This window comes from Sphaerisporangium siamense (assembly GCF_014205275.1).
Taxonomy (GTDB): Bacteria; Actinomycetota; Actinomycetes; order Streptosporangiales; family Streptosporangiaceae; genus Sphaerisporangium; species Sphaerisporangium siamense.
Map to the genome: position 1 here is coordinate 1,115,864 of NZ_JACHND010000001.1, position 21,900 is coordinate 1,137,763.

General features: G+C 71.5%; 18 protein-coding genes. 10 read left to right on the forward strand and 8 right to left on the reverse strand.

Features of this window, described 5'->3' with window-relative positions:
- Positions 1-843 (forward strand): ABC transporter permease, encoded by an 843-nt coding sequence (locus BJ982_RS05205; protein ID WP_184877076.1) that lies wholly within the window; start codon positions 1-3, stop codon positions 841-843.
- A gap of 58 nt (positions 844-901) precedes the next feature.
- Positions 902-1,933 (forward strand): ABC transporter ATP-binding protein, encoded by a 1,032-nt coding sequence (locus BJ982_RS05210; RefSeq protein WP_184877078.1) that lies wholly within the window; start codon positions 902-904, stop codon positions 1,931-1,933.
- A gap of 35 nt (positions 1,934-1,968) precedes the next feature.
- Here BJ982_RS05210 and BJ982_RS05215 read toward each other — a convergent pair whose 3' ends face one another.
- A complete protein-coding gene (locus BJ982_RS05215) occupies positions 1,969-4,413 on the reverse strand; it encodes a glycosyltransferase family 39 protein (protein WP_184877080.1) in 2,445 nt (814 codons plus the stop codon).
- 10 nt (positions 4,414-4,423) lie between these two features.
- Positions 4,424-5,680, reverse strand: a complete 1,257-nt coding sequence (locus tag BJ982_RS40260) for a bifunctional glycosyltransferase family 2/GtrA family protein (protein WP_203959278.1) — start codon at positions 5,678-5,680, stop codon at positions 4,424-4,426.
- A gap of 181 nt (positions 5,681-5,861) precedes the next feature.
- Between BJ982_RS40260 and BJ982_RS05225 the strand changes: the two genes are divergently transcribed.
- Positions 5,862-6,578, forward strand: a complete 717-nt coding sequence (locus tag BJ982_RS05225; protein ID WP_184877082.1) for a response regulator transcription factor — start codon at positions 5,862-5,864, stop codon at positions 6,576-6,578.
- 66 nt (positions 6,579-6,644) lie between these two features.
- Here the strand turns inward: BJ982_RS05225 and BJ982_RS05230 are convergent, their stop codons facing one another.
- The 5 genes from BJ982_RS05230 to BJ982_RS05250 all read right to left on the reverse strand — a co-directional run bounded on the left by BJ982_RS05230 (position 6,645) and on the right by BJ982_RS05250 (position 12,197).
- Positions 6,645-8,315 carry a CotH kinase family protein gene (locus BJ982_RS05230; protein WP_184877084.1) on the reverse strand — a complete coding sequence of 557 codons (1,671 nt, stop codon included), beginning with the start codon at positions 8,313-8,315 and terminating at the stop codon, positions 6,645-6,647.
- Between the two features lie 7 nt (positions 8,316-8,322).
- Positions 8,323-9,000 (reverse strand): DUF4956 domain-containing protein, encoded by a 678-nt coding sequence (locus BJ982_RS05235; RefSeq protein ID WP_184877085.1) that lies wholly within the window; start codon positions 8,998-9,000, stop codon positions 8,323-8,325.
- A gap of 6 nt (positions 9,001-9,006) precedes the next feature.
- Positions 9,007-9,948: a polyphosphate polymerase domain-containing protein gene (locus BJ982_RS05240; protein ID WP_184877087.1), complete on the reverse strand. Its 942-nt coding sequence runs from the start codon at positions 9,946-9,948 to the stop codon at positions 9,007-9,009.
- A gap of 90 nt (positions 9,949-10,038) precedes the next feature.
- Positions 10,039-11,511 carry a HAMP domain-containing sensor histidine kinase gene (locus tag BJ982_RS40265; protein WP_203959279.1) on the reverse strand — a complete coding sequence of 491 codons (1,473 nt, stop codon included), beginning with the start codon at positions 11,509-11,511 and terminating at the stop codon, positions 10,039-10,041.
- Positions 11,508-12,197 (reverse strand): response regulator transcription factor, encoded by a 690-nt coding sequence (locus BJ982_RS05250; protein WP_260413725.1) that lies wholly within the window; start codon positions 12,195-12,197, stop codon positions 11,508-11,510. Before BJ982_RS05250 ends, BJ982_RS40265 begins: the two co-directional genes overlap by 4 nt.
- 531 nt (positions 12,198-12,728) lie before the next feature.
- On the opposite strand from BJ982_RS05250, the gene BJ982_RS05255 reads away from it, so the two are divergent.
- Positions 12,729-14,189: an MDR family MFS transporter gene (locus BJ982_RS05255; protein ID WP_239123283.1), complete on the forward strand. Its 1,461-nt coding sequence runs from the start codon at positions 12,729-12,731 to the stop codon at positions 14,187-14,189.
- 39 nt (positions 14,190-14,228) lie between these two features.
- On the opposite strand, the gene sigJ is transcribed toward BJ982_RS05255, so the two are convergent.
- Positions 14,229-15,125 (reverse strand): RNA polymerase sigma factor SigJ, encoded by an 897-nt coding sequence (sigJ, locus tag BJ982_RS05260; protein ID WP_203959280.1) that lies wholly within the window; start codon positions 15,123-15,125, stop codon positions 14,229-14,231.
- A gap of 476 nt (positions 15,126-15,601) precedes the next feature.
- Between sigJ and BJ982_RS05265 the strand changes: the two genes are divergently transcribed.
- From BJ982_RS05265 to BJ982_RS05290, 6 genes are all read left to right on the forward strand, one after another.
- Positions 15,602-16,111 (forward strand): carboxymuconolactone decarboxylase family protein, encoded by a 510-nt coding sequence (locus BJ982_RS05265; protein ID WP_184877095.1) that lies wholly within the window; start codon positions 15,602-15,604, stop codon positions 16,109-16,111.
- Positions 16,112-16,364: 253 nt separating this feature from the next.
- Positions 16,365-17,495 (forward strand): zinc-dependent alcohol dehydrogenase, encoded by a 1,131-nt coding sequence (locus tag BJ982_RS05270; protein ID WP_184877097.1) that lies wholly within the window; start codon positions 16,365-16,367, stop codon positions 17,493-17,495.
- A gap of 101 nt (positions 17,496-17,596) precedes the next feature.
- Complete coding sequence (locus BJ982_RS05275; protein WP_184877099.1) at positions 17,597-18,955, forward strand: ABC transporter substrate-binding protein; 1,359 nt, start codon at positions 17,597-17,599, stop codon at positions 18,953-18,955.
- A 119-nt stretch (positions 18,956-19,074) separates the two neighbouring features.
- Positions 19,075-19,914, forward strand: a complete 840-nt coding sequence (locus BJ982_RS05280; RefSeq protein WP_184877101.1) for a carbohydrate ABC transporter permease — start codon at positions 19,075-19,077, stop codon at positions 19,912-19,914.
- Positions 19,908-20,741 carry a carbohydrate ABC transporter permease gene (locus tag BJ982_RS05285; protein WP_184877103.1) on the forward strand — a complete coding sequence of 278 codons (834 nt, stop codon included), beginning with the start codon at positions 19,908-19,910 and terminating at the stop codon, positions 20,739-20,741. Before BJ982_RS05280 ends, BJ982_RS05285 begins: the two co-directional genes overlap by 7 nt.
- A complete protein-coding gene (locus BJ982_RS05290) occupies positions 20,738-21,898 on the forward strand; it encodes a mandelate racemase/muconate lactonizing enzyme family protein (RefSeq protein WP_184877105.1) in 1,161 nt (386 codons plus the stop codon). Before BJ982_RS05285 ends, BJ982_RS05290 begins: the two co-directional genes overlap by 4 nt.
- The last annotated feature ends 2 nt before the right edge of the window (positions 21,899-21,900 follow it).

Sequence of the window (21,900 nt, forward strand, 5' to 3'; positions counted from 1 at the left end):
ATGAGCGCAACGAGGACCGCCCCCCGACGGGGCTCGGACCGCGGCCCCGGAACCGGCGCGGTCACGGGCCGCCCGCCGTGGGTCCTGCTGGCGCCCGCCCTGCTCGGCCTGGCGTTCCTGGTGCTGCCTCTGGCGGGGCTGCTGATCCGCGCGCCCTGGGCCACGCTGCCGCAGCGGCTGACCGAACCGCATGTGCTGCAGGCACTGCGGCTCTCGCTGGTGACCGCCACCCTGGCCACGGCCACCTGCCTGCTGCTGGGCGTGCCGCTGGCCTGGCTGCTGGCCAGGGTGTCCTTCCCCGGCCGGCGGCTGGTGCGCGCCCTGGTGACCGTCCCGCTCGTGCTGCCGCCGGTGGTCGGCGGCGTCGCCCTGCTGCTGGTCCTCGGGCGGCGCGGCCTGGCGGGGCGGTGGCTGGAGGAATCCTTCGGCGTCACGCTGCCCTTCACCACCGCCGGCGTCGTGATCGCCGAGGCGTTCGTGGCGATGCCGTTCCTGGTCATCAGCGTCGAGGGCGCATTGCGCGCCGCCGACCAGCGGTTCGAGGAGGCCGCCGCCACGCTGGGCGCCTCCCGCTGGACCGTCTTCCGGCGGGTCACCCTGCCCCTGGTGTCCCCGGGCGTCGTCGCCGGGGCCGTGCTGTGCTGGGCCAGGGCGCTGGGCGAGTTCGGGGCCACCATCACCTTCGCCGGGAACTTCCCCGGCACCACGCAGACCATGCCGCTGGCCGTCTACCTGGCGCTGGAGACCGAACCGGAGGCGGCCATCGTGCTCAGCCTCGTCCTGCTCGCCGTCTCCGTCCTCGTCCTGGCCGGCCTGCGCGACCGATGGGTGACCGGCCCATGACCCTCGCCGTCTCCGTCCTCCTCCTGGCCGGCCCGCGCGACCGGCGGGTGACCGGCCCATGACCCTCGCCGCCCGGCTCGTCGTCACCCGGCCCGCCTTCACGCTGGACATCTCCCTGAACGTCGCGCCCGGCGAGGTGGTCGCCCTGCTCGGCCCGAACGGCGCCGGAAAGACCACCGCCCTGCGCGCCCTCGCCGGGCTCACCGGCGTCTCCGGCGGGCACATCACCCTGGACGGCGCCCCCCTGCACGACCTGCCCGCCGAAGCGCGTCCCATCGGCATGGTCTTCCAGGACTACCTGCTGTTCCCGCACCTGTCCGCCCTCGACAACGTCGCCTTCGGGCCGCGCTGCCGCGGCGCGGGAAAGGCCGAGGCCCGCCGTATCGCCGCCGGCCTGCTGGAACGCGTGGGCCTCGCCGGGCACGCCGCCGCCAAGCCCCGGCAGTTGTCCGGCGGGCAGGCCCAGCGCGTCGCCCTGGCCCGGGCGCTGGCCGCGCGGCCGCGCCTGCTGCTGCTCGACGAGCCCCTGGCCGCGCTCGACGCGCACACCCGGCTGGAGATCCGCTCGCGGCTGCGCCGTCACCTGGCCGACTTCGACGGCGCGACCGTCCTGGTGACGCACGACCCCCTCGACGCCATGGTGCTCGGCGACCGGCTGATCGTCGTCGAGGACGGCGCGATCGTCCAGCAGGGCGCCCCGGCCGAGGTGGCGCGCCGCCCGCGCACCGACTATGTCGCCCGCCTGGTCGGCCTCAACCTGTACCGGGGGGTCGCCGAGGGTTCCCGGGTCAAGGTGGGCGAGTTGCTGATCAGCACCGCCGGCCCCCTGGAAGGGCCGGCGTTCGTCGCGTTCTCGCCCGCGGCCGTGGCCCTGTACCGCTCCCGGCCGGACGGCAGCCCGCGCAACGTGTGGCAGGCCCGCGTCGAGGGCGTCGAACGCCACGGCGACAACGTCCGCGTCCACCTCGACGGCCCGATCGCCGCCTTCGCCGACATCACCCCCGCCGCCGTGACCGACCTCGACCTCACCCCCGGCCGGGAGGTGTGGGCGTCGGTCAAGGCGACCGAGACCCACACCTACCCGGCGTGAGCGTCATCTTCGTCGAGAAGGCGGCGCGGCCCGGCTCACCCGCAACGGTAGAGCGTGAGCTGCGCGGAGAACGGGCCGGGCGGAGGGTTCGCCGGGGTGGCGGCGCCGCCGTACTCGGCGGGGGGCACGGGAGTGCAGTTCTGGGTGATCCACCGGGTTCGTCCGGTGGACGCGCCCATGCGTGGCGGCCCCGGGTTGTCGGCGGAGGGGGCGAGCACGTAGCGCAGTTCGCCCGAGCGCAGCCATCGATCCAGGTGAGCGAGGGAGGGCGCGGGGTCGCCGCCCATGAAGCCGCCCATGCCGATCACGGTCTCGCGGGTGTTCATGATGTACGGCGCGGCCATGATCGCGCCTCCCTCGATCGCGAGCTTGATCCGCGCCGCCCCCGAACGGCGTACGGCATAGTCCAGCACCCGCCGCTGCTCAGGCCCCAGCTCACTACCACCGAAAGGCTCAGGAAGACCACCCCGCCGAGCCACGGACCCGTCGGGCGCGGCCGGGCCCGACGGACCGGAAGACGGCGTGGCCCCAGGCGTGGGGGCCTGGACGGAGCCTGACGGCCCGGAAGACGGCGTGAGGCCAGGCGTGGGGGCCTGAACAGGGCTTGACGGGTCCGAAGGCGGCGGGAAGCCGGGCATGAAGGGCTGAACCGGGCCGGCGGCCGGGATCACGGGGCCGGCGGGCGGGCCGAAGGCGGTCGCGACCGACCACACCGCCGGGGCGGCCAGCATCGGGACCAGGGCCGCCGTGAGCACGACCCGGCGGTCCCGGGCGATGAGGAGGACGGCGATGGCGGCGACCGCCAGGGCCGGTACGGCGATCCGCAGCCATCCGTGCCAGCCCGGCTCACGCGAGAGCAGCACCCACGCCCAGGCGGAGGTCAGCACGACCGCACCCGGGAGCACGAGCCGTCGCGTCAGGCCGCTGGTCCACCGCCGTTCCGTCAGACCGCCTCCGCGCTCTTCTGTCAGACCGCCCCTTTGGTGCTTCTCTGTCAGACCGTCGCTTCGATGTCCTTCTGTCGAGCCGCTGGTTAGGTGCCCTTCTGTCGAGCCGCTGGTTCGATGGCGTTCCGTCAGGCCGCCGTTTCGGTGCCGGCGTGCCGCCGCCGCGACTCCCGCGCCGGTCAGGGCCGCGATCGGCGGAACCAGCATGGTGGTGTAGTACGGATGGAAGATCCCCTGGGCGAGGCTGAAGACCAGGCCGTTCGTCAGCAGCCAGCCGCCCCAGAGCATCCACCCGGCCCGCCGGGCGCGCCTGCTCTCCTCCGCCGCACCGGTTTCCCGGACGGTGCTCTCTCGCCGCGAGCGGGACCGTATCGCGACCACCAGCGCGCCGCTGAGCACGGCCAGGGAGAGAGGGAGCAGCCAGGTCGCCTGCCCGCCGACCGCGGGGCCGAACATACGCGTGATCCCGGGCGGGTCCCCGAACCCCGCCGCGCCTCCCGGTAGCGGGAAGGGGAACCGGCCCCCAGGTGCGCCGCCCGGTCTGTCCGGTCCCCCGAGACTTCCAGGGCCACCGGAAGCGCCGGGACCGCCGGTGGGCCGGTCCTGTGGAAGGCCGCCGGGGAGCGTACCCTGCGGGGAGCCTCCGGCGGGCGGGCCCTGGGGGAAGCCGCCCCGTGGGGGGCCCTGAGGGAAGCCGCCGGAGCCGCCGAGGACGCGGCCGAGGCCGTTGTAGCCGATGACCAGGTCGCGGGCGGTTCCGTCGGCGCTGCCGCCGATGTACGGGCGTTCGCCGGGCCAGAGGTCGGCGGCGGCGACCCACCACAGTGAGCCGACGGTCAGGACGAGGGCGGCGGCGGCCAGGTCGCGGGGCCAGTGTCGTGGCCGGGTCGCCACCAGGTAGGCGAGCAGGAAGGCGGGCAGGCCGACCCAGGCGGCCAGCATCTTGGTGGTGAACCCGCAGCCGATGAGGAAGGCGGCGAGCACCAGCCAGCCGGTGGCGGCGCGCCGGGACGTCATCGGCGCGACGGACCTGGTGAGCGCGTAGGCGGCGGCCACCATGAGCAGGACGAGCAGGGTGTCGGGCAGGTTGTCCCTGTTGATGACGACGGTGACCGGCGTGAGGGCGAGGACCAGGCCCGCGACGAGGGCGGCGGTCTCCCCGGCCCACCGGCGTACGGTCCGGTGGAGCAGGAACACCGTGGCGACGCCCTCGACCACCTGCGGGAGCAGAAGCGCCCATCCGTGGTAGCCGAAGATCCACGTCGAGATCACCTGCGGCCACAGCGCCATAGGGGGCTTGTCGACGGTGACGACCCCGGCGGGGTCGAAGGAGCCGAACAGGAAGTTCGTGAAGCTCTCCGACATGGATCTGACGGCGGCGCTGTAGTACGGGTTGCCCCAGCCCCACGGCGCCCAGGCGTACAGCACGGCCGCGAGCAGGCAGATCGCCGCCAGGGCGAGCACAGGTGCGCGCGGACGGTCGCGCGCGGACGGCTCGCCGGTGGGAATGGCGGGCGATTCGACGGTCACCATTGGAGGATCCTCACTTTCCGGCCGGACGGAGCATCCAGCGGCGCAGCACCAGGAAGCGGCCCACGGTGCCCAGCGCGCAGGCACCGACGAGGACCGCGAGCTCCAGCCCGGACGGAGGGTCCGGGACCACGGCGTGCAGTGTCAGCAGGGCGCCCGAGGTGAGGGCGTAGTACAGACCGAAGGCGGCCAGGGCGAGCACGTGGATACGGAGCGGCGAGCGCGGCGTGCGACCGTTCGGGGCGGGAAACGTGAGGCGCCGGTTGGCCTCGGTGTTGAGGACCGTCGCGACCGACAAAGCGATCAGATTCGCCGCCAGCACGGGCAACGCGAGCCGCAGCACCGCGTAAAGACCGAGGTGTGCGACCGTGGACAGGGCTCCGACCACCGCGAACGAGGCGATGTGCCAGCGCAGATGGCCGTTCGCCGCCAGCACGGCGTCGGGATGCGCCGGCCGGAGCGCCGGCCTGCGGGGCAGGCCGGGGACGAGCGCGCGTCCCGTGACCTTGGCCCGGGCCACCCTGACCAGTCCGCGCAGGTCATCGAGTACGGTACGCACCAGGTGGACCCGGCTGTCCACGTCCTCCACCCAGTCCACGGGGACCTCGTGCACCCGCAGGCCGTTGTACTCGGCCAGGAGCAGCAGCTCGGTGTCGAAGAACCAGGCGTCGTCCTCGACCCGCTCCAGGAGCGGCCGGACCACGTCGGCCCGCGCGGCCTTGAACCCGCACTGCGCGTCGCTGAACCGCGCCCCGTGCGTGAGCCGGATCAGCGCGTTGTAGCAACGGGAGAGCAGTTCTCTGCGCGGCCCGCGGGCGACGCGCGCCCCGGGGGCCAGGCGAGAGCCGACGGCGATGTCGGAATGGCCGTTGACCAGCGGGACGACGAGGGGCAGCAGCGCGTTGAGCCCGGTGGACAGGTCCACGTCCATGTACGCCACGACGTCGGCCCCGCTGCGCGCCCAGGCGGTGCGCAGGGCCAGGCCCCGGCCCTTGCGCGGGAGGCTCAGCAGCCGCACGCCGGGCAGCCGCGCGGCGAGGCCGGCGGCGATGTCCGGCGTCGCGTCGGTGCTCGCGTTGTCGACGATGGTGATGCTCCAGGCGAACGGGAAGGCGCGGGCCAGGTGGTCACGGAGCACGCCGACGCAGCCGGCGAGCGCCCGTTCCTCGTTGTGGACCGGGACCACGATCTCCACCGTCGCGGTCCGGCCCGGAGGCGCGGACGAGCCGGAGCCCCAGGCCGCCGGGCCCGCACTCGGATGATTCGTCACGGTGTCCGGTATGACGGCGGAATGTGAGAGCCCGCTGGGAGCGCGCGGTTGTCATGTCCGTGCCATCGCACCGGCACGGGCATGACCTGGGGTGTTCACCCTCATACGCCGCACACCCTGACAAAAAGGTATGCCGACTACTTCTTGTGAACAGTCAGGGAATGCACATACAACGGCGGCCATGAACACGGACGAACGCGCACGGGTCCTGGTGGTGGACGACGAGCCGAACATCCGCGAACTGCTCTCCACCGCGCTGCGGATGAGCGGGTTCACCGTGTTCCTGGCCGCGGGCGGCGGCCAGGCCCTCATGCGGGCCGAGCGGGACCGGCCCGACATCGTGCTCCTCGACGTGATGCTGCCCGACCTCAACGGCTTCACCGTGGCCCGCAAGCTCCGCCACCGGGACGGCAACCTGCCGGTGCTGTTCCTCACCGCCCGCGACGCCCACGCCGACCGCATCGCCGGTCTGACGGCGGGCGGCGACGACTACGTCACCAAGCCCTTCGACCTGGAGGAGGTCGTGCTCCGGCTGCGCGCGGTCCTGCGGCGCAGCCGCCCACGGCCCGCGCCGACCGTGCTGCGCTGCGCCGACCTGGAGGCGGACACCGAGACCCGCGCCGTGCGCCGCGGCGACCGCGCGATCCACCTGTCGCCGACCGAGTTCAACCTGCTCCGTTACCTGCTGGCCAACGCCGGGCGCGTGGTGGGCAAGGCGCAGATCCTGGACCAGGTGTGGGGCGACGACTTCGGCGGCGACGCGAGGATCGTGGAGTCGTACATCAGCTACCTGCGCCGGAAGGTCGACGCCACGGCGCCGCCGCTGATCCAGACCCTGCGCGGCGTCGGCTACTGCCTCCGGCCGCCGATCGACCCGGAGGAACCGGAGACGCCCTGATCCGGAGACCGGGCGCGCCGGCGGCCTCCGGACCAGAGAAGGACACATGTCTCCACGCCTCCCGGCTCACTTCCCGCTGATCGCCTTGTCGGCCGCGAGGGCTTCCGTCCTGGTCTTCAGCGTGGCCCGCAGGGTTGCGGCCTCGGCGTCGGCCTTGGCCGAGTCCGCGCGGTCGTTGAGCTTGTACGAACGCACCAGGCCGTCGAGGAGCTTCGTCGCCGTGCCGCCGGCCAGGATCCCCTGGTACAGGTCGCGGTACTGCTCCTGGTAGAGCGCCTTGAAAGCGGGCGTCTTGAGGAACCTCTCCTTGAGCGCATGGCCCATGCGCGGACCACCGCCCCCACCGGGACCCCCGGCCCTACCGGGACCGCCCGCCCCACCGGGACCGCCTGAGCCGCCGGGACCGCCGGACGGCATGGCCTGCTGCCCGGGTCCCTGCGGCCGTCCCTGGGGCTGCGCTCCCTGCGACTGCTGCGCCTGGGGCGCTTGGGGCCCGTTCCGGCCGAAGCCCATGCCGATCGTGTCGTTCACACCGGTCTTGGCGTCGCCGTTGAGCGCGAAGTTGAGGTCCCAGGTGACGACCGTGAACTTCTTGCTGCCCAGGTCGTACCACAGGTAGTAGTTACGCCCCGGCCCGCTCATGTCGTCGAAGTTGACCAGGAGGTTCTGCAGAGCGAGGTAACGGGCGAACGACCGCACGTCCACACGGTCGGCGAGTCCCGCGGCGAACTCGGCGTCCGAGGACTTCTGCACCCACCGGACCAGGTCGATGACGGGCTGCATGTCCCTGCCGCCGACCTTGTTGACCTGCTTGAACTCGGTGGTGTACGCGGTCTGGTCCTCCCCCTTGTAGGTGAAGGTGCTGCTGGCCAGCGACTTGTACAGCACGCCGTCGCCGAGCTCCTCGGCGTAGCCCTTGTCGAGGTACTCCACCAGCAGGCGCGGCGCCGAGGCGCGGCCGTTGACCGTAAAGGAGCCGTAGACGGCGCGTTGCGTGGGCTCGCCGGCCGCCCCGACGACCGCGATGGCGAGGGCCTCGTTCAGCACGGTGGTGGACCCCATGGCCGCCGGCCGCACCGCGAGCTGGGTACGGCCCTGGTAGCGCCGGCCATCGACGAACTCGTCGAAGCTGATCAGCCAGGGCAGCTTCTCCGGCTCCTCGGCCTTCATCGCGGCGCCGAACATCCCGCCGGGGGGCCGTCCGCCGGCTCCCTGCCCCTGCCCCTGTCCTGGCGGCTGGGGCATCCCCGCGGGCGGCTGCTGAGGGAGGCCGCCGGGCGGCGCGAAGCCCTCGGGCGGCCGGAAACCTTCGGGATGACCTCCACCGGGGAACGCGCCGGCCGGCCGGGTCTTGCCCTTCCAGGTCAGACCCATCAGCGTGGAGTTGCCCTTGAGCCGGACGCCGACGCTGCGCACCGTGGTGCCGTCGATCGTCAGGTCGGCTTCGAGGTATTTCTTGTCCCCGTCCTTGAAGTACTCGGTGAGCATGTCCTGGTACGCCTCGTCCCGGAAGGTGAGCTTCACGTCGTGCGGGACGGAGGCGTCGAACAGGTCCTTGGTCCCGGTCAGGTTCTGGGTGACGACGCGGGCCGAGGTGGATCCGGTGGTGACGACGTACGGGCGGATCATGTCGCCGCCGAAGACGCCCGCGCAGGTGGCGAGGAACGCCGCGCAGGCCGCGACGAGCCTCCAGTTCTGCCGGAGCCGGACCGGGACGCGATACCTGAGTCGTGCCATGGCCGGCCTACAGGTCCGTCTGGTCGTATCCGGTGAGGACGGTGACCGACTGCCCGTGGTTGCGCTCGCCCAGGGCGGCGATCACGTCGGCCGGCTCCTTCCCCTTCTTGATCTTGACGGTGTACATCAGCTCGACCAGCGCGCCTCCCCGGATGGACTCCATGCTGACCAGCTCGAACTCGTCGGTGTGCCGGACGAGCACGTCCTGGATGGCCGCGGTGTAGTCGGCGTCCGGGGGGACCTGCACCTTGACCACCTGGCGCCGCACGTTCAGGGCGAACCAGTCGAACCTGTGCATGACCAGGATGATGAGCGAGATGGCGACCGCGGCCACGACGGCGAGCAGGTAGAAGCGGGTGCCGACGGCCATGCCGACGCCCATGACCAGGAAGATGAAGCCGACGTCGCGCGTCTCCTTGATGGCGTTGCGGAACCGGACCACCGACAGGGCGCCCACCAGGGCGAAGGCGCGGGCGATGTTCGAACCGACCACCAGCATGATCAGCGAGATGAGCATGCCGAGGATGACCAGCGTCTGCACATACGACTGGCTGTAGGACACGTTGCGGTGCGTGGCCCGGTAGACCCAGCCGATGATCACGCTGAGGACGAAGGACAGCGCCATGGCGATGGCGATGTCCGCCACGCTGAAGGTGCCGGAAAGGTCCTGGAAGGAGAAGTCCATAATGGGTCAGACCTCCGAAGGGACGATCGGCCGCACGGGCGGGCGGCCGCTGACGTCGTGGTCGCCGTGGCTTTCGCGCGCCTCGTCGGGGCCGAGGTCGCTGCCGGGGACGTGGAAGACGGAGCGCGGGGCCAGCCCGTAGGCCTCGACGCTCTGGCAGTACTTGGACACGCGCATCACTTGGAGCTCGCGCGCGGCGGTCAGGTCGGTGAGCCAGTACGGCACGCGCTCGTTGGCCTTCACCTCGACGATGGTCTTGCCCGGCGGCACGATGAACCGGTTCTCGACGTCGGCGCCCAGGTGGAAGTCCCTGTCCCGGCCCCGTACCCGCCGGTCGAAGGTGACCCGCAGGCCCAGGTCGGCGTCCGTGCCGACGAAGGCGTGGCGCTGGTACCCGGTCACGGTCGTGGCCCGCAGATCGAGCCGGCAGACCAGGTCCAGCACCTCCTCAAGGAAGGCCCGCTGCCCCGGGTCGTGGTCCACCATCGCGCGCCCGTCGCACAGGCGTAGCGCGTCGCGGTACGGCAAACGCACCCGGCGCTTCTGCGTGACACGGTTGACGCGCTGCTTGATCTCCACGAAGACGGGCGTGCCGGCGTCCACCGCGAAGCGGTCGCCGTAGTGCCGGACGCGCAGCTTCCTGCGGAACTTCAGACCTTCGATCTTCTCCCAGTAGAACCGCAGGTTCCGGGTGTCGTAGTAGACGCTCCAGACGCCGTACCCCCGGTCGCCGCTGTTGCCGTCGGGAGCGAGCCGCCGCTCGATGTCGCGCATGAGCTCCGCGGCACGGGCGTTGTCGGCGACGTACTTGATCTCGAAGCGGTTGAAGGCGTGCAGCGTGCCGGGCGTCCGCAGCCGGTGCCCCGCGTCGCCGTTCGCCTCGGCCGATGACGGTCGTTCGACACCGTCCTGACCTGCGCGGATTTCCTTCTTACGGAATCTGAGCATGTCCCTCCTCCCGCGTCAGGGCATATCCGACAGGAGAAAGCTGGGAACAATGTGTGAACGAAAACGAACAGAAGATGAACGACAAATCGCTCAATCTAGGCGAAACGGACGGGCGAGCGGGAGCAGAACCAGGAAAGCCGTGCCCTGGCCGGGAGCGCTCACCACCTCGATCCGGCCGCCGTGCGCCTGGACGAGCGCCGCCGCGATGGCCAGCCCCAGACCCGTACCCCCGTGGCCGCGGGAGCGGCTCGGATCGGCCCGGTAGAAGCGGTCGAACACGTGCGGAAGGTGCCCGGGCTCGATGCCCTGCCCGTCGTCGCGCACCTCGATCAACGCCGCCTCGGCCCCGGGATCGGGCCCCGCGCCGACATGGGCGACGTCCGCTCCCGGCGGCCCGGCCACGGCACGCCTGCCCACCTCGACCCGCACCGGCGTCCCTGCGACCGTGTGCCGCAGGGCGTTGCCGACCAGGTTGGCGATGACCTGGTGCAACCGGTGCTCGTCGCCGAGCACGCACACCGGCTCCCCGGACACGACGAGGTGCACGGACCGGTCCCGATCGGTGGCCCGGGCGGCGTGCACCACGTCCCCCGCGAGCACGCGCAGGTCCACCTCGCTCCGCTCCAGGGTGGGCTCCTGGTCGAGACGGGCGAGCAGCAGCATGTCCTCCACCAGCACGCCCATGCGCTCGGCCTCGCTCTCGATGCGCCTGAGCATGCGCTCGGCCGCCGGGTCCCGCGGGGCCTGGCCGTGCCGGTAGAGCTGGGCGAAGCCGCGGATGGACGTCAGCGGCGTGCGCAGTTCGTGCGAGGCGTCGGCGACGAACCGCCGCAGCCGCCGCTCGGAACGCTCGCGCTCGCGCAGCGCGCGGGCCAGGCGTTCCAGCATCGTGTTCAGCGCCCGGCCGAGCCGCCCGGTCTCCGTCCGCGGATCGTCGTCCTCGACCCGGCGGTCGATGGCGCCGCCGGCGATCACGCAGGCCGTGGCCTCCATCCGGGTCAGCGGGCGCAGGCCGACCCGTACCAGCATCCGGGCGACACCGCCGAGCAGCACCAGGACCAGCAGACCCGCGGCCACCTCGATGACCAGCATCTGCCGTACGGTCTCCCGGTTGGACTCCAGCGACATCGACACCGCGGCGCGCCCGCCCTCCGGCAGGGCCACCACCCGCACCCGCCACTCCGGGGCGTTCTCGCCCCTCCCCGGCAGGGTCACCGGCCCCGGCGGCGGCACGGCGATCACGCGGGCGGGCACGACCGGCCCGTCGTCCACCGCGGCGGGCATCTCGCGCAGCATCACGCCGGTGGGACCGTAGAGGGAGATCCGGAACTGCGTCGGCAGCTCCGGGTCCCGCCCCTCCTCGGGGGGCGGCGGCGGTGGCGGGCGGTGCCCCAGGGTCGCCGCGATCTCGGCGAGCTGGACGTCCACGCGTGACAGCAGCGACCGGTCCAGCAGGAGGACGCCCGCCACGGCGAAGACCGCCAGACCCGCCGCGCACGAGCCGACCAGGGCCATCAGCAGCCGATGCCGGAGCGGCCACGCGCGCCGCGCCGCGAACCTCACGGGCCGCCCTGCAATCGGTAGCCCACCCCGCGCAGGGTGTGGATGAGCGGGGGCCCGCTGGCGTCGATCTTGCGGCGCAGGTAGCTGATATAGGACTCCACGATCCTGCTGTCGCCGTCGAAGTCGTAGTCCCACACCCGGTCGAGGATCTGCGCCCTGCTCACCACCTGTCCGGCATTGATCATCAGATAGCGCAGCAGGCTGAACTCCGTCGGGGACAGATGGATCAGCCGGCCCGCGCGCCGCACCGTATGGGCCTCCTCGTCCAGTTCGAGGTCCGCGCAGCGCAGCACGCCGTCGTCCGCCTGGTCCTCGGCCGGCCGGATCCTGCGCAGGATCGCCCGGATCCGCAGGATCACCTCGTCCAGGCTGAACGGCTTGGTGACGTAGTCGTCCCCACCCGCGGTCAGCCCGGCTATCCGGTCGGCCACCGCGTCCTTGGCGGTCAGGAAGAGCATCAACGGGCCGTCGTCCCCCCGCAGCCGCCGGGCGACCGCGAACCCGTCGAGGTCGGGCAGCATCACGTCGAGCACCACGAGATCGGGCCGCTCGCGCGCCACGGCCTCCAGCGCCAGCGTCCCGTTCGGCGCCGTCCGCACCTCGAAGCCGTTGAGTTCGAGCGCCTCGGACAGCAGATCGCGGATACTCGGCTCGTCGTCGACGACGAGCACCTTCGCGGGCCCCATCCGGTACATGGGCCATTTCTACGGGGGTTAGATGAAAATCCGCTGAGTGTCTTCGCCGAACCCTGAGCCGCTCGTTCTCCTCCTCTGGCATGGCGCCGGGCACGGAGTTATCCACAGTATCCACAGAGTCGTACACAGGTTCGAATGGCTGTCCACAGGCACCGGCGAGACGGGGCGGGAGCGCTCCGCGGGGATGATGCCGGAGGGGCCGAGCGCGCGAGGATGGCCGAGGCACGTCGTGCGCCTTCCGTCCCGGAACGACGGCCGCGTCTCACCCCTCGGACGCGCGGGACGGTACCAGAATCGGGCGGCCCGGCCGGGAAAGAGCAGCTAGACGGGGTGTCGAGGCGATGGTGGCCTGGGTGAAAACCGGGTGAAACTTCACGGCATTTGCCCCAATGTTGGGTGCGGCCGATGAGTTTTGTCGGTGGCGTCGGTCAGTCTGTGCATATGACCACGACCACTTGTGAGACCGAAGGCTGCGACGCCAGCCATGACCACGTTATGTCCGACGACCTTGATCGAGGTACCGTGCCCAGCTCCAAGCTCGACGCGCCTAGATCCGCGCCCGCCGCCTCCGGCCGCACGCCACCGGTGATCCGGCTGCTGGTGCTCGCCACATTCGTGGTCATCCTCAATGAGACCATCATGATCAACGCGATCCCGCCGTTGATGACCGCGCTGCACATCACCGAGCAGACCGCGCAGTGGCTTTCGACCGCGTTCATGCTGACCATGGCCGCGGTCATCCCGATCACCGGGTGGTTCCTGCAGCGGGTGTCCACCCGCACCGCGTACACCACCGCGATGGGGTTGTTCCTGCTCGGCACGGCGCTGGCCGCCATCGCGCCGACGTTCGCGGTGCTGCTCGGCGCCCGCATCATCCAGGCGTCGGGGACGGCCGTGATGATGCCGCTGCTGATGACCACGCTGATGCAGGTCGTGCCCGAGTCGGACCGGGGCCGGGTGATGGGCAACGTCACGCTGGCGATCTCGGTGGCGCCCGCGATGGGCCCGGCGATCTCCGGGGTGATCCTCCAGTTCGGGTCCTGGCGCCTGCTGTTCGCCGTGGTGCTCCCCATCGCCGCCGTGATCACCTGGAGCGGCCTGCGGCAGCTCAAGAACATCGGCGAGCCGCGCACCAGCACGATCGACTGGTTCAGCGTGGTGACCGCCGCGGCCGGGTTCGGCGGCCTCATCTACGGGCTCAGCCGTTTCGAGAGCGGCGACGTCCGCGTCGCCGGCGGCATCGCGGCGGCCGGCCTCGTCCTCGTCGCGATCTTCGTCCTGCGCCAGGTGTCGTTGCAGAAGCGCGACGCGCCGCTGATGGACCTGCGCGCCTTCCGCCACCGCACCTACACGATCGCGCTGATCATGATGGCGGTGGCGTTCATGGCGATGCTCGGCTCGATGATCCTGCTGCCGCTGTACCTGCAGAACGTCCGCGGGCTCACCGCCCTGCAGACCGGCCTGCTCGTGATGCCGGGCGGGCTCGCCATGGGGCTGCTCGGCCCGACCGTCGGCCGCCTCTTCGACCGGTTCGGCGGCCGGGTCCTGGTCGTCCCCGGCGCGATCGGCATCATGCTCGCGCTCGTCGGCTTCACCCAGGTCACGCTGACCATGCCGTACTGGCAGCTCCTCGGTCTGCACGCGCTGCTGATGGTGAGCCTCGCCGCGACGTTCACCCCGGTGTTCACCCTCGGCCTCGGAGCGGTCCCCCCGCGGCTCTACTCCCACGGCAGCTCGATCCTGAGCACGTTGCAGCAGGTCGCCGCGGCCTTCGGCACCGCGCTCGCCATCACCGTGATGAGCGCGCGGGCCGACGCCCTGAAGGCCGCGGGGGTCGGCGACGCGCTCGCCAACCTGCACGGCATGCGGCTGGCCTTCATCATCGGCGCGGTACTGTCCGCCGCCGTGGTCATCACCGCCCTCCTTCTCCCGGCCCGTGCGCAGAAGTCCGAGGAGCTCGCGGAGAGCGGCTCGATCCATTAGGTGTGACGGCCCATTAGGTGTGACGGCGGGGCGCCTTGCCTACGGCTGGAGTCCCACCGTCCAGGGGCGGAGCTTCTCCGGGTTGCGTACCGCCCAGATGTGTTTGACGCGGTCGCCCACGACGTCGAACGCCATCACCCCCGAGATGACGCCGTCGTGCTGGAGCACCAGGCCCGGCCGGCCGTTCACCGTACGCTCCAGCAACGTCAGGCCGGGCGCCCTGCCGGCGAGGTCGACGGCGTAGCGCGCGACCCGCGCGCCGCCCTCGATCGGGTGGAGCAGGGCGCTGACCCGGCCCCCGCCGTCGGCGGTCACCGTGGCGTCCGGGTCGAGCAGGCCGATGAGGGCGTCGATGTCCTTGGCCTCCCAGGCCTGCTTGAAGTCCCTGACGACGCCGGCGTGCCGGGCCGCCGGAGCCGCGGGCTCCCGCGCGGCGCGGACGCGGCGGCGGGCCGAGGAGGCGAGCTGGCGGCATGCCGCCGGCGTACGGCCGACGATCTCCGCCACCTCGGCGAACGAGTGGCAGAAGACGTCGTGCAGGATGAACGCGACCCGCTCGGCCGGGGTCATCGATTCGAGCACGACGAGAAAGGCCATGTTGACCGACTCGTCGAGCGTGATCCGATCGGCGGGGTCGGGCGGGTCGGCCGTGGCGCCGCCTGACGGCCTGTTGATCCATTCGGTGCGATCGGGCAGCGGCTCGGGAATCCATTCACCCACGTAGCGCTCCCGCCGGGCCCGCGCCGAGGCGAGCAGGTCCAGGCAGATGCGGCCGGCGACCTTCGTCAGCCAGGCGCCGGGCGACCGCACGGCCTCCTGCCGCGCCCGGGACATGGCGTACCAGCGGGCGTAGGTCTCCTGGACGACGTCCTCGGCGTCCGCCAGCGACCCGAGGAGCCGGTAGGCGAGGTTGATCAGGTGACGCCGCTCGCTCATGATCGCGCTCAGGCCCGGATCGGACCGGGCGCCCGCCGGTTCTGACCGGCCGCCCGCCGGTTCTGACCGGCCGCGTCCCGGCTCGGAACGGCCGAGTCCGGCCTCGGACCGGCCGCGTCCCGGTTCTGATGGGGTGGTCATGCTGTCGCCGGCTCCCTTGGTCGCGTCCGCTCTCCTCAGTCCCGACGAGACGACCTTCCGGAATGTGAGGCCGGCCGGGCGTGTCGTCGTCGACGGCCTTACCTGGGCCAGGTACGAGGCCCCTCTCCTCACATTCCCGGCGGCTGCCTCGTCGGACTACTGAGGCACCATCCAGCATGCGCGAGGGCGCGACGCTCCCGGCCGGCAGGCGGGTCGCCCGTCGCGGATCCGCGCCGGAACGCCGGTCCCCGTGGCCGGCCGCCACGTGCCGGAGTACCGGCCCGTCCATGCCGGACGCCTCGGACCACGCTCAGATTCCGAAGGGAAACCTCTCAATGTCCACGTCCACGACGACGACCCAGCAGGACGAGCTCCGATCGCGGCTGCCCGACCCGTTCCAGTTCTTCCCCGAGATGGCGCCGATCGCCGGCGCCATGACCAAGGCCGTCCACAACGGTTCGATTCCGCGGACCACCGTCCACCTGGTCCAGTTCCGGGCCGGGCAGATCGTCGGCAGCACGTACCACACGGTCCGGCAGTCCGAAGACCTGCGCGACTGCGGGGAGACGGAGGAGCGCATCAGCGCCGTGGCGTCCTGGCAGGACGCCCCCTACTTCACCGACGCCGAACGGGTCGCGCTCGAACTCGTGGAGGCCGTCCTCACCCCCGACCCGTCCCGCCCCCGCGTCCCGGACGACCTGTACGCCAGGGCCACCGCCCACTACGACGACAAGGCGCTCTGGACCCTCACCCTGGCCATCAGCCAGATCTTCTTCTTCATCCCCGTCGCTTTGATCGCCAGGCCCATCCCCGGCCGGCCCCCCGGCAAGAACTACAAGAAATAACGTCCACAAGCTCAGGGTGAGGCCGCACGGCCGCGCCTCACCCTGAGCGCGGTCGTCCCAGGGTCGGAACGCTCACCGGGCCCGCAGGTCGAACACGCGCTCGACCTGCGCCTTTGGCCGGTGCGGTGGTCAGGGCCCGAGTAGGAAACATCCCGGTAACGGAGCTCACCAACCTCTTGACCTGCTCGTGCACGGTTCTTAGTGTTCCCTCTACATTCTATAGAATCCAGAATCCAGAATATGGAGGAACCGGATGAGCACAGCGGCGCGGGCAGCGGTCGTCGTGGATGCCGCGGGCGCGGTGGAGATCCGGTCCTATGACGTGCCGGAGCCCGGGCCCGGGGAGTTCGTGCTGAAGCTCGAACTGTGCGGCGTCTGTGGCACCGACGCGCACATCTACCAGGGACGCCTGGCCTCCGTCGCCTTCCCCGCGCTGCTCGGGCACGAGATCGTCGGCACGCTGGCCGCGCTCGGCGAGGGGGTCACCGCCGACCACGCGGGGAACCCCGTGACCGTCGGCGACCGCGTCGGCGTCTTCCCCGCGCTGAGCTGCGGACGCTGCTACCAGTGCCAGGTGCGCCGCAGGCCCGCCAACTGCCCGCAGCGGCGCCCCTCCTACGGCTTCGCCTCGCCGGTGACCGACCCGCCGCACCTCACCGGCGGCTTCGCCGAGTACCTGTACGCCGCCAAGGCGGGCACCGTGTTCTACCGCACCGGCCTGCCCGCCGAGGTCGCCGTCCTGCAGGAGCCGATGTCAGTGGCGCTTCACGGCATCGAGCGCGGCGCGGTGGGCATCGGCTCGACGGTGATCGTGCAGGGCGTCGGCGCGATCGGCCTCATGGCCGTGGTCGCGGCCCGCGCGGCGGGCGCGGACCGGATCGTCGCCGTCGGCGCCCCCGACGCGCGGCTTGAGCTGGCGGAGGCCCTCGGCGCCGACGCCACCGTGAGCATCCAGGAACTGACCGACGTGGCCGGACGGCGCCGCGCCGTCTTCGACGCCCTCGGCGCGCCCGGGGCCGACTGCGTGGTCGGCGCCAGCGGCTCCCCGCACGCCTTCATGGAGGCCATCGACCTGGTCGCCGACGGCGGCGTGCTCGCCGAGCTCGGCAACTTCACCGATCGGGGGACGGTGCCCTTCAACCCCTTCAGCGACCTGCTGAAGCGTGACATCACCATCGCCGGCGTGTACGGCGCGGGTCCCGACATGCTGCGCCGCTACCACCACGCGCTGCGGATCCTGGAGCGCGGCGGCTGGCCGTACGACCGTGTGGTCAGCCACCGGGTGCCCCTGGAGCGGGTGCGCGAGGGCCTCACCGCCCTCGGATCCGGCTCCCCCCTCGACGGCCGGGACATCGTCAAGCTCGCGATCGATCCCGCCGCCTGACCCGCACTTCCCGAAGAAGAGAAACCCCGAGACCCGGGGTCCCCGCGAAACCCCCCACGACCAACCCCTGAGATTCACCCCCCTTGAGAGGAGAACCTGCCATGCGCCGATTCCTCCGGCTTGGCGCGGTCGCCGCCGCGTTCGGCCTGACGCTGGCGGGCTGCGGCTCGTCGGCCACCGAGGCCCCCGCGGACGGTGGCGGCCTGGGCACGGCCGAGAAGCCCGTGTCGATCAGAGTCATCGCCAACGACGCCTTCGCCAAGCAGTGGCAGGACCAACTGGTCCCCGAGTTCAGCAAGAAGTACCCGAACATCAAGGTCACCGTGGACGGCGTGCCGTACAACGACCAGCTCGCCAAATCGATGCTGGAGCTGACCAGCCCGACCGCCACCTACGACGTGGTCCTCGGCGACGACCCGTGGTTCCCGCAACTGGCCAAGACCGGCGGCCTGGTGGACCTGAAGACCGACCTGTCGAAGTTCACCGACGCCGGCTACGACTGGGGCGACTTCAACCCGTCGCCGCTGGCCGCCGGGGAGTGGCAGGGCCACCAGTACGGCGTGCCGGTCCGCTCCAACCTGCTGCTGATGTTCTACAACCGGGCGCTGTACAAGAAGGCCAAGGTCGCCGAGCCCACGAAGGAGACGACCTGGGAGCAGTACTTCGCCGACGCGCCCAAGCTGGTGCAGGACACCGACGGCGACGGCAAGAAGGACGCGTGGGCGGTGGGCACCTACTTCACCAAGGACCCGCTGACGCCGACGATCTGGCAGACCGTGCTCAACTCCAACGGCGGCAAGCTGCTCGACGACAAGCTCAAGGTGAGCTTCGACGACGAGAACGGGGTCAAGGCGCTGCAGACGCAGGTCGACCTGCTGAAGTACGCGCCGCCCGGGGCGAGCACCTACCAGTTCAACGAGCCGCTGGAGGCGTTCCGCCAGGGCAAGGTCGCCACGATGTTCATGTGGGGCAGCGTCTACAAGGGCACCGCGATCGACAAGACGACGACCACCCTGTCGGAGGACCAGGTCGGCATCACCACGCTGCCCGCGGGCAGCGCCGGCCCCGGCGCGCACCGCGGCATCTGGTCGGCGGGCATCGCCAAGAAGTCCGCCCACCAGGCCGCCGCGTGGACGTTCCTGCAGTGGGTGACCTCCAAGGAGGGCGAGCAGTGGGTCGGCGCCAACCTCGGCACCTTCCCCGCGCGTAACTCCACGCTGCAGGGCACGCCGCCCGCTCCCTGGCTGAAGCCGGTCTACACCGCCATCACCGACGGCTACGCGGCGATCGCCCAGGGCCAGATGTGGCGGCCGAGGCTGCCCGAGTCGGACGCGGTGCAGCAGATCCTCGCCCTGCAGACCAGCCGGGCGATGTCCGGGCAGGCCACGTCCAAGGACGCGATCCATCAGGCGGCCGTCGACATCTCCGCCCTGCTGAAGTCCAAGGGCTACGCGCAGTGAGTGCGCTCCGCACCCGATCACCCCGGGCGGGGGCGTCCTCCGCCCCTGCCCGGGGGCCCGGTGGTTCCCCCCGCCCGCGCCGGATCCGGCTGGGCGAGCCCGGGACGGCGTGGATCTTCATGGGTCCCGCGCTGGTACTGCTGGCGGGCATGCTGCTCTACCCGATCATCTACACCGTCTGGGTGAGCCTGTCCGACTTCGACCTGGCCACCTTCCAGCCCGGCGGCTGGGTCGGGCTGCGGAACTACCAGGCCGTGCTGGCCGATCCCGGCTTCCTGCAGTCGCTCAAGGTGACCGGGGTCTACCTGGTGATCGCCCTGCCGCTGCAGATGATCCTCGGCTTCGCGCTGGCCTTCCTGCTCAACGTCGAGTGGCGCGGGCGCGGGCTGCTGCGGGCGCTGTTCCTCATCCCGATGGTGGTCGCGCCCGTCGTCGCGGGCGGCGTCTGGCGGATGCTGCTCGACCCGCTCTGGGGCGTGGTGAACTACGCCCTCGGCCTGGTGGGGGTGGGACCGGTCGAGTGGATCGGCGACCCCACGCTCGCCATGGTCAGCCTCATCCTCATCGACACCTGGCGCTGGACGCCGTTCGTGGTGCTGATCGCCTCGGCGGGCATCCTGGCGCTGCCCACCGACGTCTACGAGGCGGCCCGCTCCGACGGCGCCAACCGGTGGCAGATCCTGCGGCACGTCACGATTCCGCTGCTGGTGCCCGTGGTCGCCGCGGCGTTCGTCGTCCGCTGGCTGGGCGCGGTCAAGATGTTCGACATCGCGCTGGCCGCGACCAAGGGCGGCCCCGGGCAGGCGACCGACGTCGTCAACCTCTACATCTACGAGAAGGGCTTCCGCGGCCTGGAGTTCGGCTCGGCGTCCTCGATGGCGACCGTCGTCCTGCTGATCACCATGATCATCACCTATTTCCTGTTCCGCCTCACCCGTCGTCTGGAGAACCGATGGTGAGCACCGGCCGCCTTGGCCGCGCCGCGGCGATCGGCGGCGCGATCCTGGCCACTCTCGTCTTCCTCTTCCCCGTGCTCTACATGGTGAGCATCTCGTTCAAGGTGCCGCGCGACATCTTCACGGTGCCGCCGCGCTGGTTCAGCGAACTCACCCTGGACAACTACACCAGCTACTTCAACCAGGCGCGGATCCTGCCGCGCATGCTGAACACCGTGATCGTGGCGGCCGGCTCGGCGATCATCTCGATGGTCGCGGGCGCGATGGCCGGGTACGCGCTGTCCCGGATGCGGATGCGCGGCGCGGGCGTCGTCGCCGGGCTCATCCTGGCCTCCCGGGCGGTGCCGCCGATCGCGCTGGTCGTCCCCATGTTCCTGGTGGCGCGCAGGCTCGGCCTGACCGACCAGTACATCACCGTGATCCTCGCCTACGTGACGTTCCTGGTGCCGTACGTGGTGTGGCTGATGCGCGCGTTCTTCCGGAGCCTGCCGCCCGAGCTGGAGGAGGCGGCCATGATCGACGGCTGCAACCGGTTCGGCGCGTTCTTCCGGATCATCGTGCCGTGCAGCCTTCCCGGCCTGGTCTCCACGTTGATCTACTGCATCATCCTGGCCTGGGAGGAGCTGCTGTTCGCGCTGATCCTCACCAACGACAAGGCCGTCACGATCCCGGTGGCCATCGCCGGCATCGCGGCCGACACCGAGCACGGCGGCCTGTGGGGCCCGCTGGCGGCGGTCGGCGTGCTGACCGTGCTGCCGGTGGTGATCTTCGCGCTCGCCGTACAGAAATACCTCGTCAAGGGCCTCGCGGACGGAGCGACCAAGGGATGAGAATCCGAGATGTCCGGGCACGCCTCATCGAGCTGCCCTACCCCCGCCCGTTCGTCCCCTCCTGGGCTCCGGAGGGCGCCCACCGCAGCATGTCCGCTGTGATCGTCGAGGTCGAGACCGACGAGGGCGTGGTCGGCGTGGCGGGCGGCGACATGGGGCACTCCACCGGGCCGCTGCTGCTGGAGACCATCCGCGGGTGGATCAGGCCGAGGCTGGTGGGGATGGACCTGTTCGCCACCGGGCACATCGCCAACCACCTGCGTTACGTCGCCGAGTACGTCTTCCCCCGCCCCTGGGTGGTCGGCGTCGCGGTGTGGGACGCGGTCGGCAAGGCGTGCGGGCGTCCGCTGTACCAGTTGTGGGGCGGGCACTCGCGCAAGGTCCGCGCCTACGCCAGCTTCGGCGAGGTCCGCTCCCCTGACCAGCGGGTCGAGGACGCGCTGCGCGTGGTCTCCGAGGGGTTCACCGGCCTGAAACTGCGCGTGCACGCCGACACGGTCGCCGAGGACGTCGCCCAGGTCGCGGCGGTCCGCGAGGCCGTCGGCCCGGACGTCGCCATCATGGTGGACGCCAACCAGGCCGCGGCGCGCTGGCGCTACCGCCCCGACGGCACCCGCGTGCTGTGGGACTTCGACCGGGCGCTGACCACCGCCAAGGAGTTCGCCGCCCTCGGCGTCGCCTGGCTGGAGGAGCCGCTCCCCCGCCACGACTACCGCGCGCTGCGCGAGCTGACCGCGGCCTCGCCGGTCCCGATCGCGGGGGGCGAGCACAACCGGGGCATCGGCCAGCTCGTGCGGATGCTGGAGGACGACTGCTTCAGCATCTACCAGCCGGACGCCAACGAGAGCGAGGACATCGCGGCGCTGCGCGACTTCGGCGCCATGGCCGCGGCCAGGCACCGCAGGGTGATCCCGCACGCCTGGGCCACCGGGCTCGGTGTGGCGGGCAACCTGCAGCTGTGCGCCGCGCTGCCCAACTGCGACTGGCTGGAGTACCCCTACGACCCGCCGGTGATCGTCCCCGAGGCGTTCCACGTCATGCTGGCCGAACCCCTTCTCCCCGATTCCACCGGGCTTGTCGCTGTTCCCGATCTCCCCGGTCTGGGTGTAGAGCTGGACCGCGCGGCGATCGAGCCGCTGACCGTCCAACAGGTCTGAAG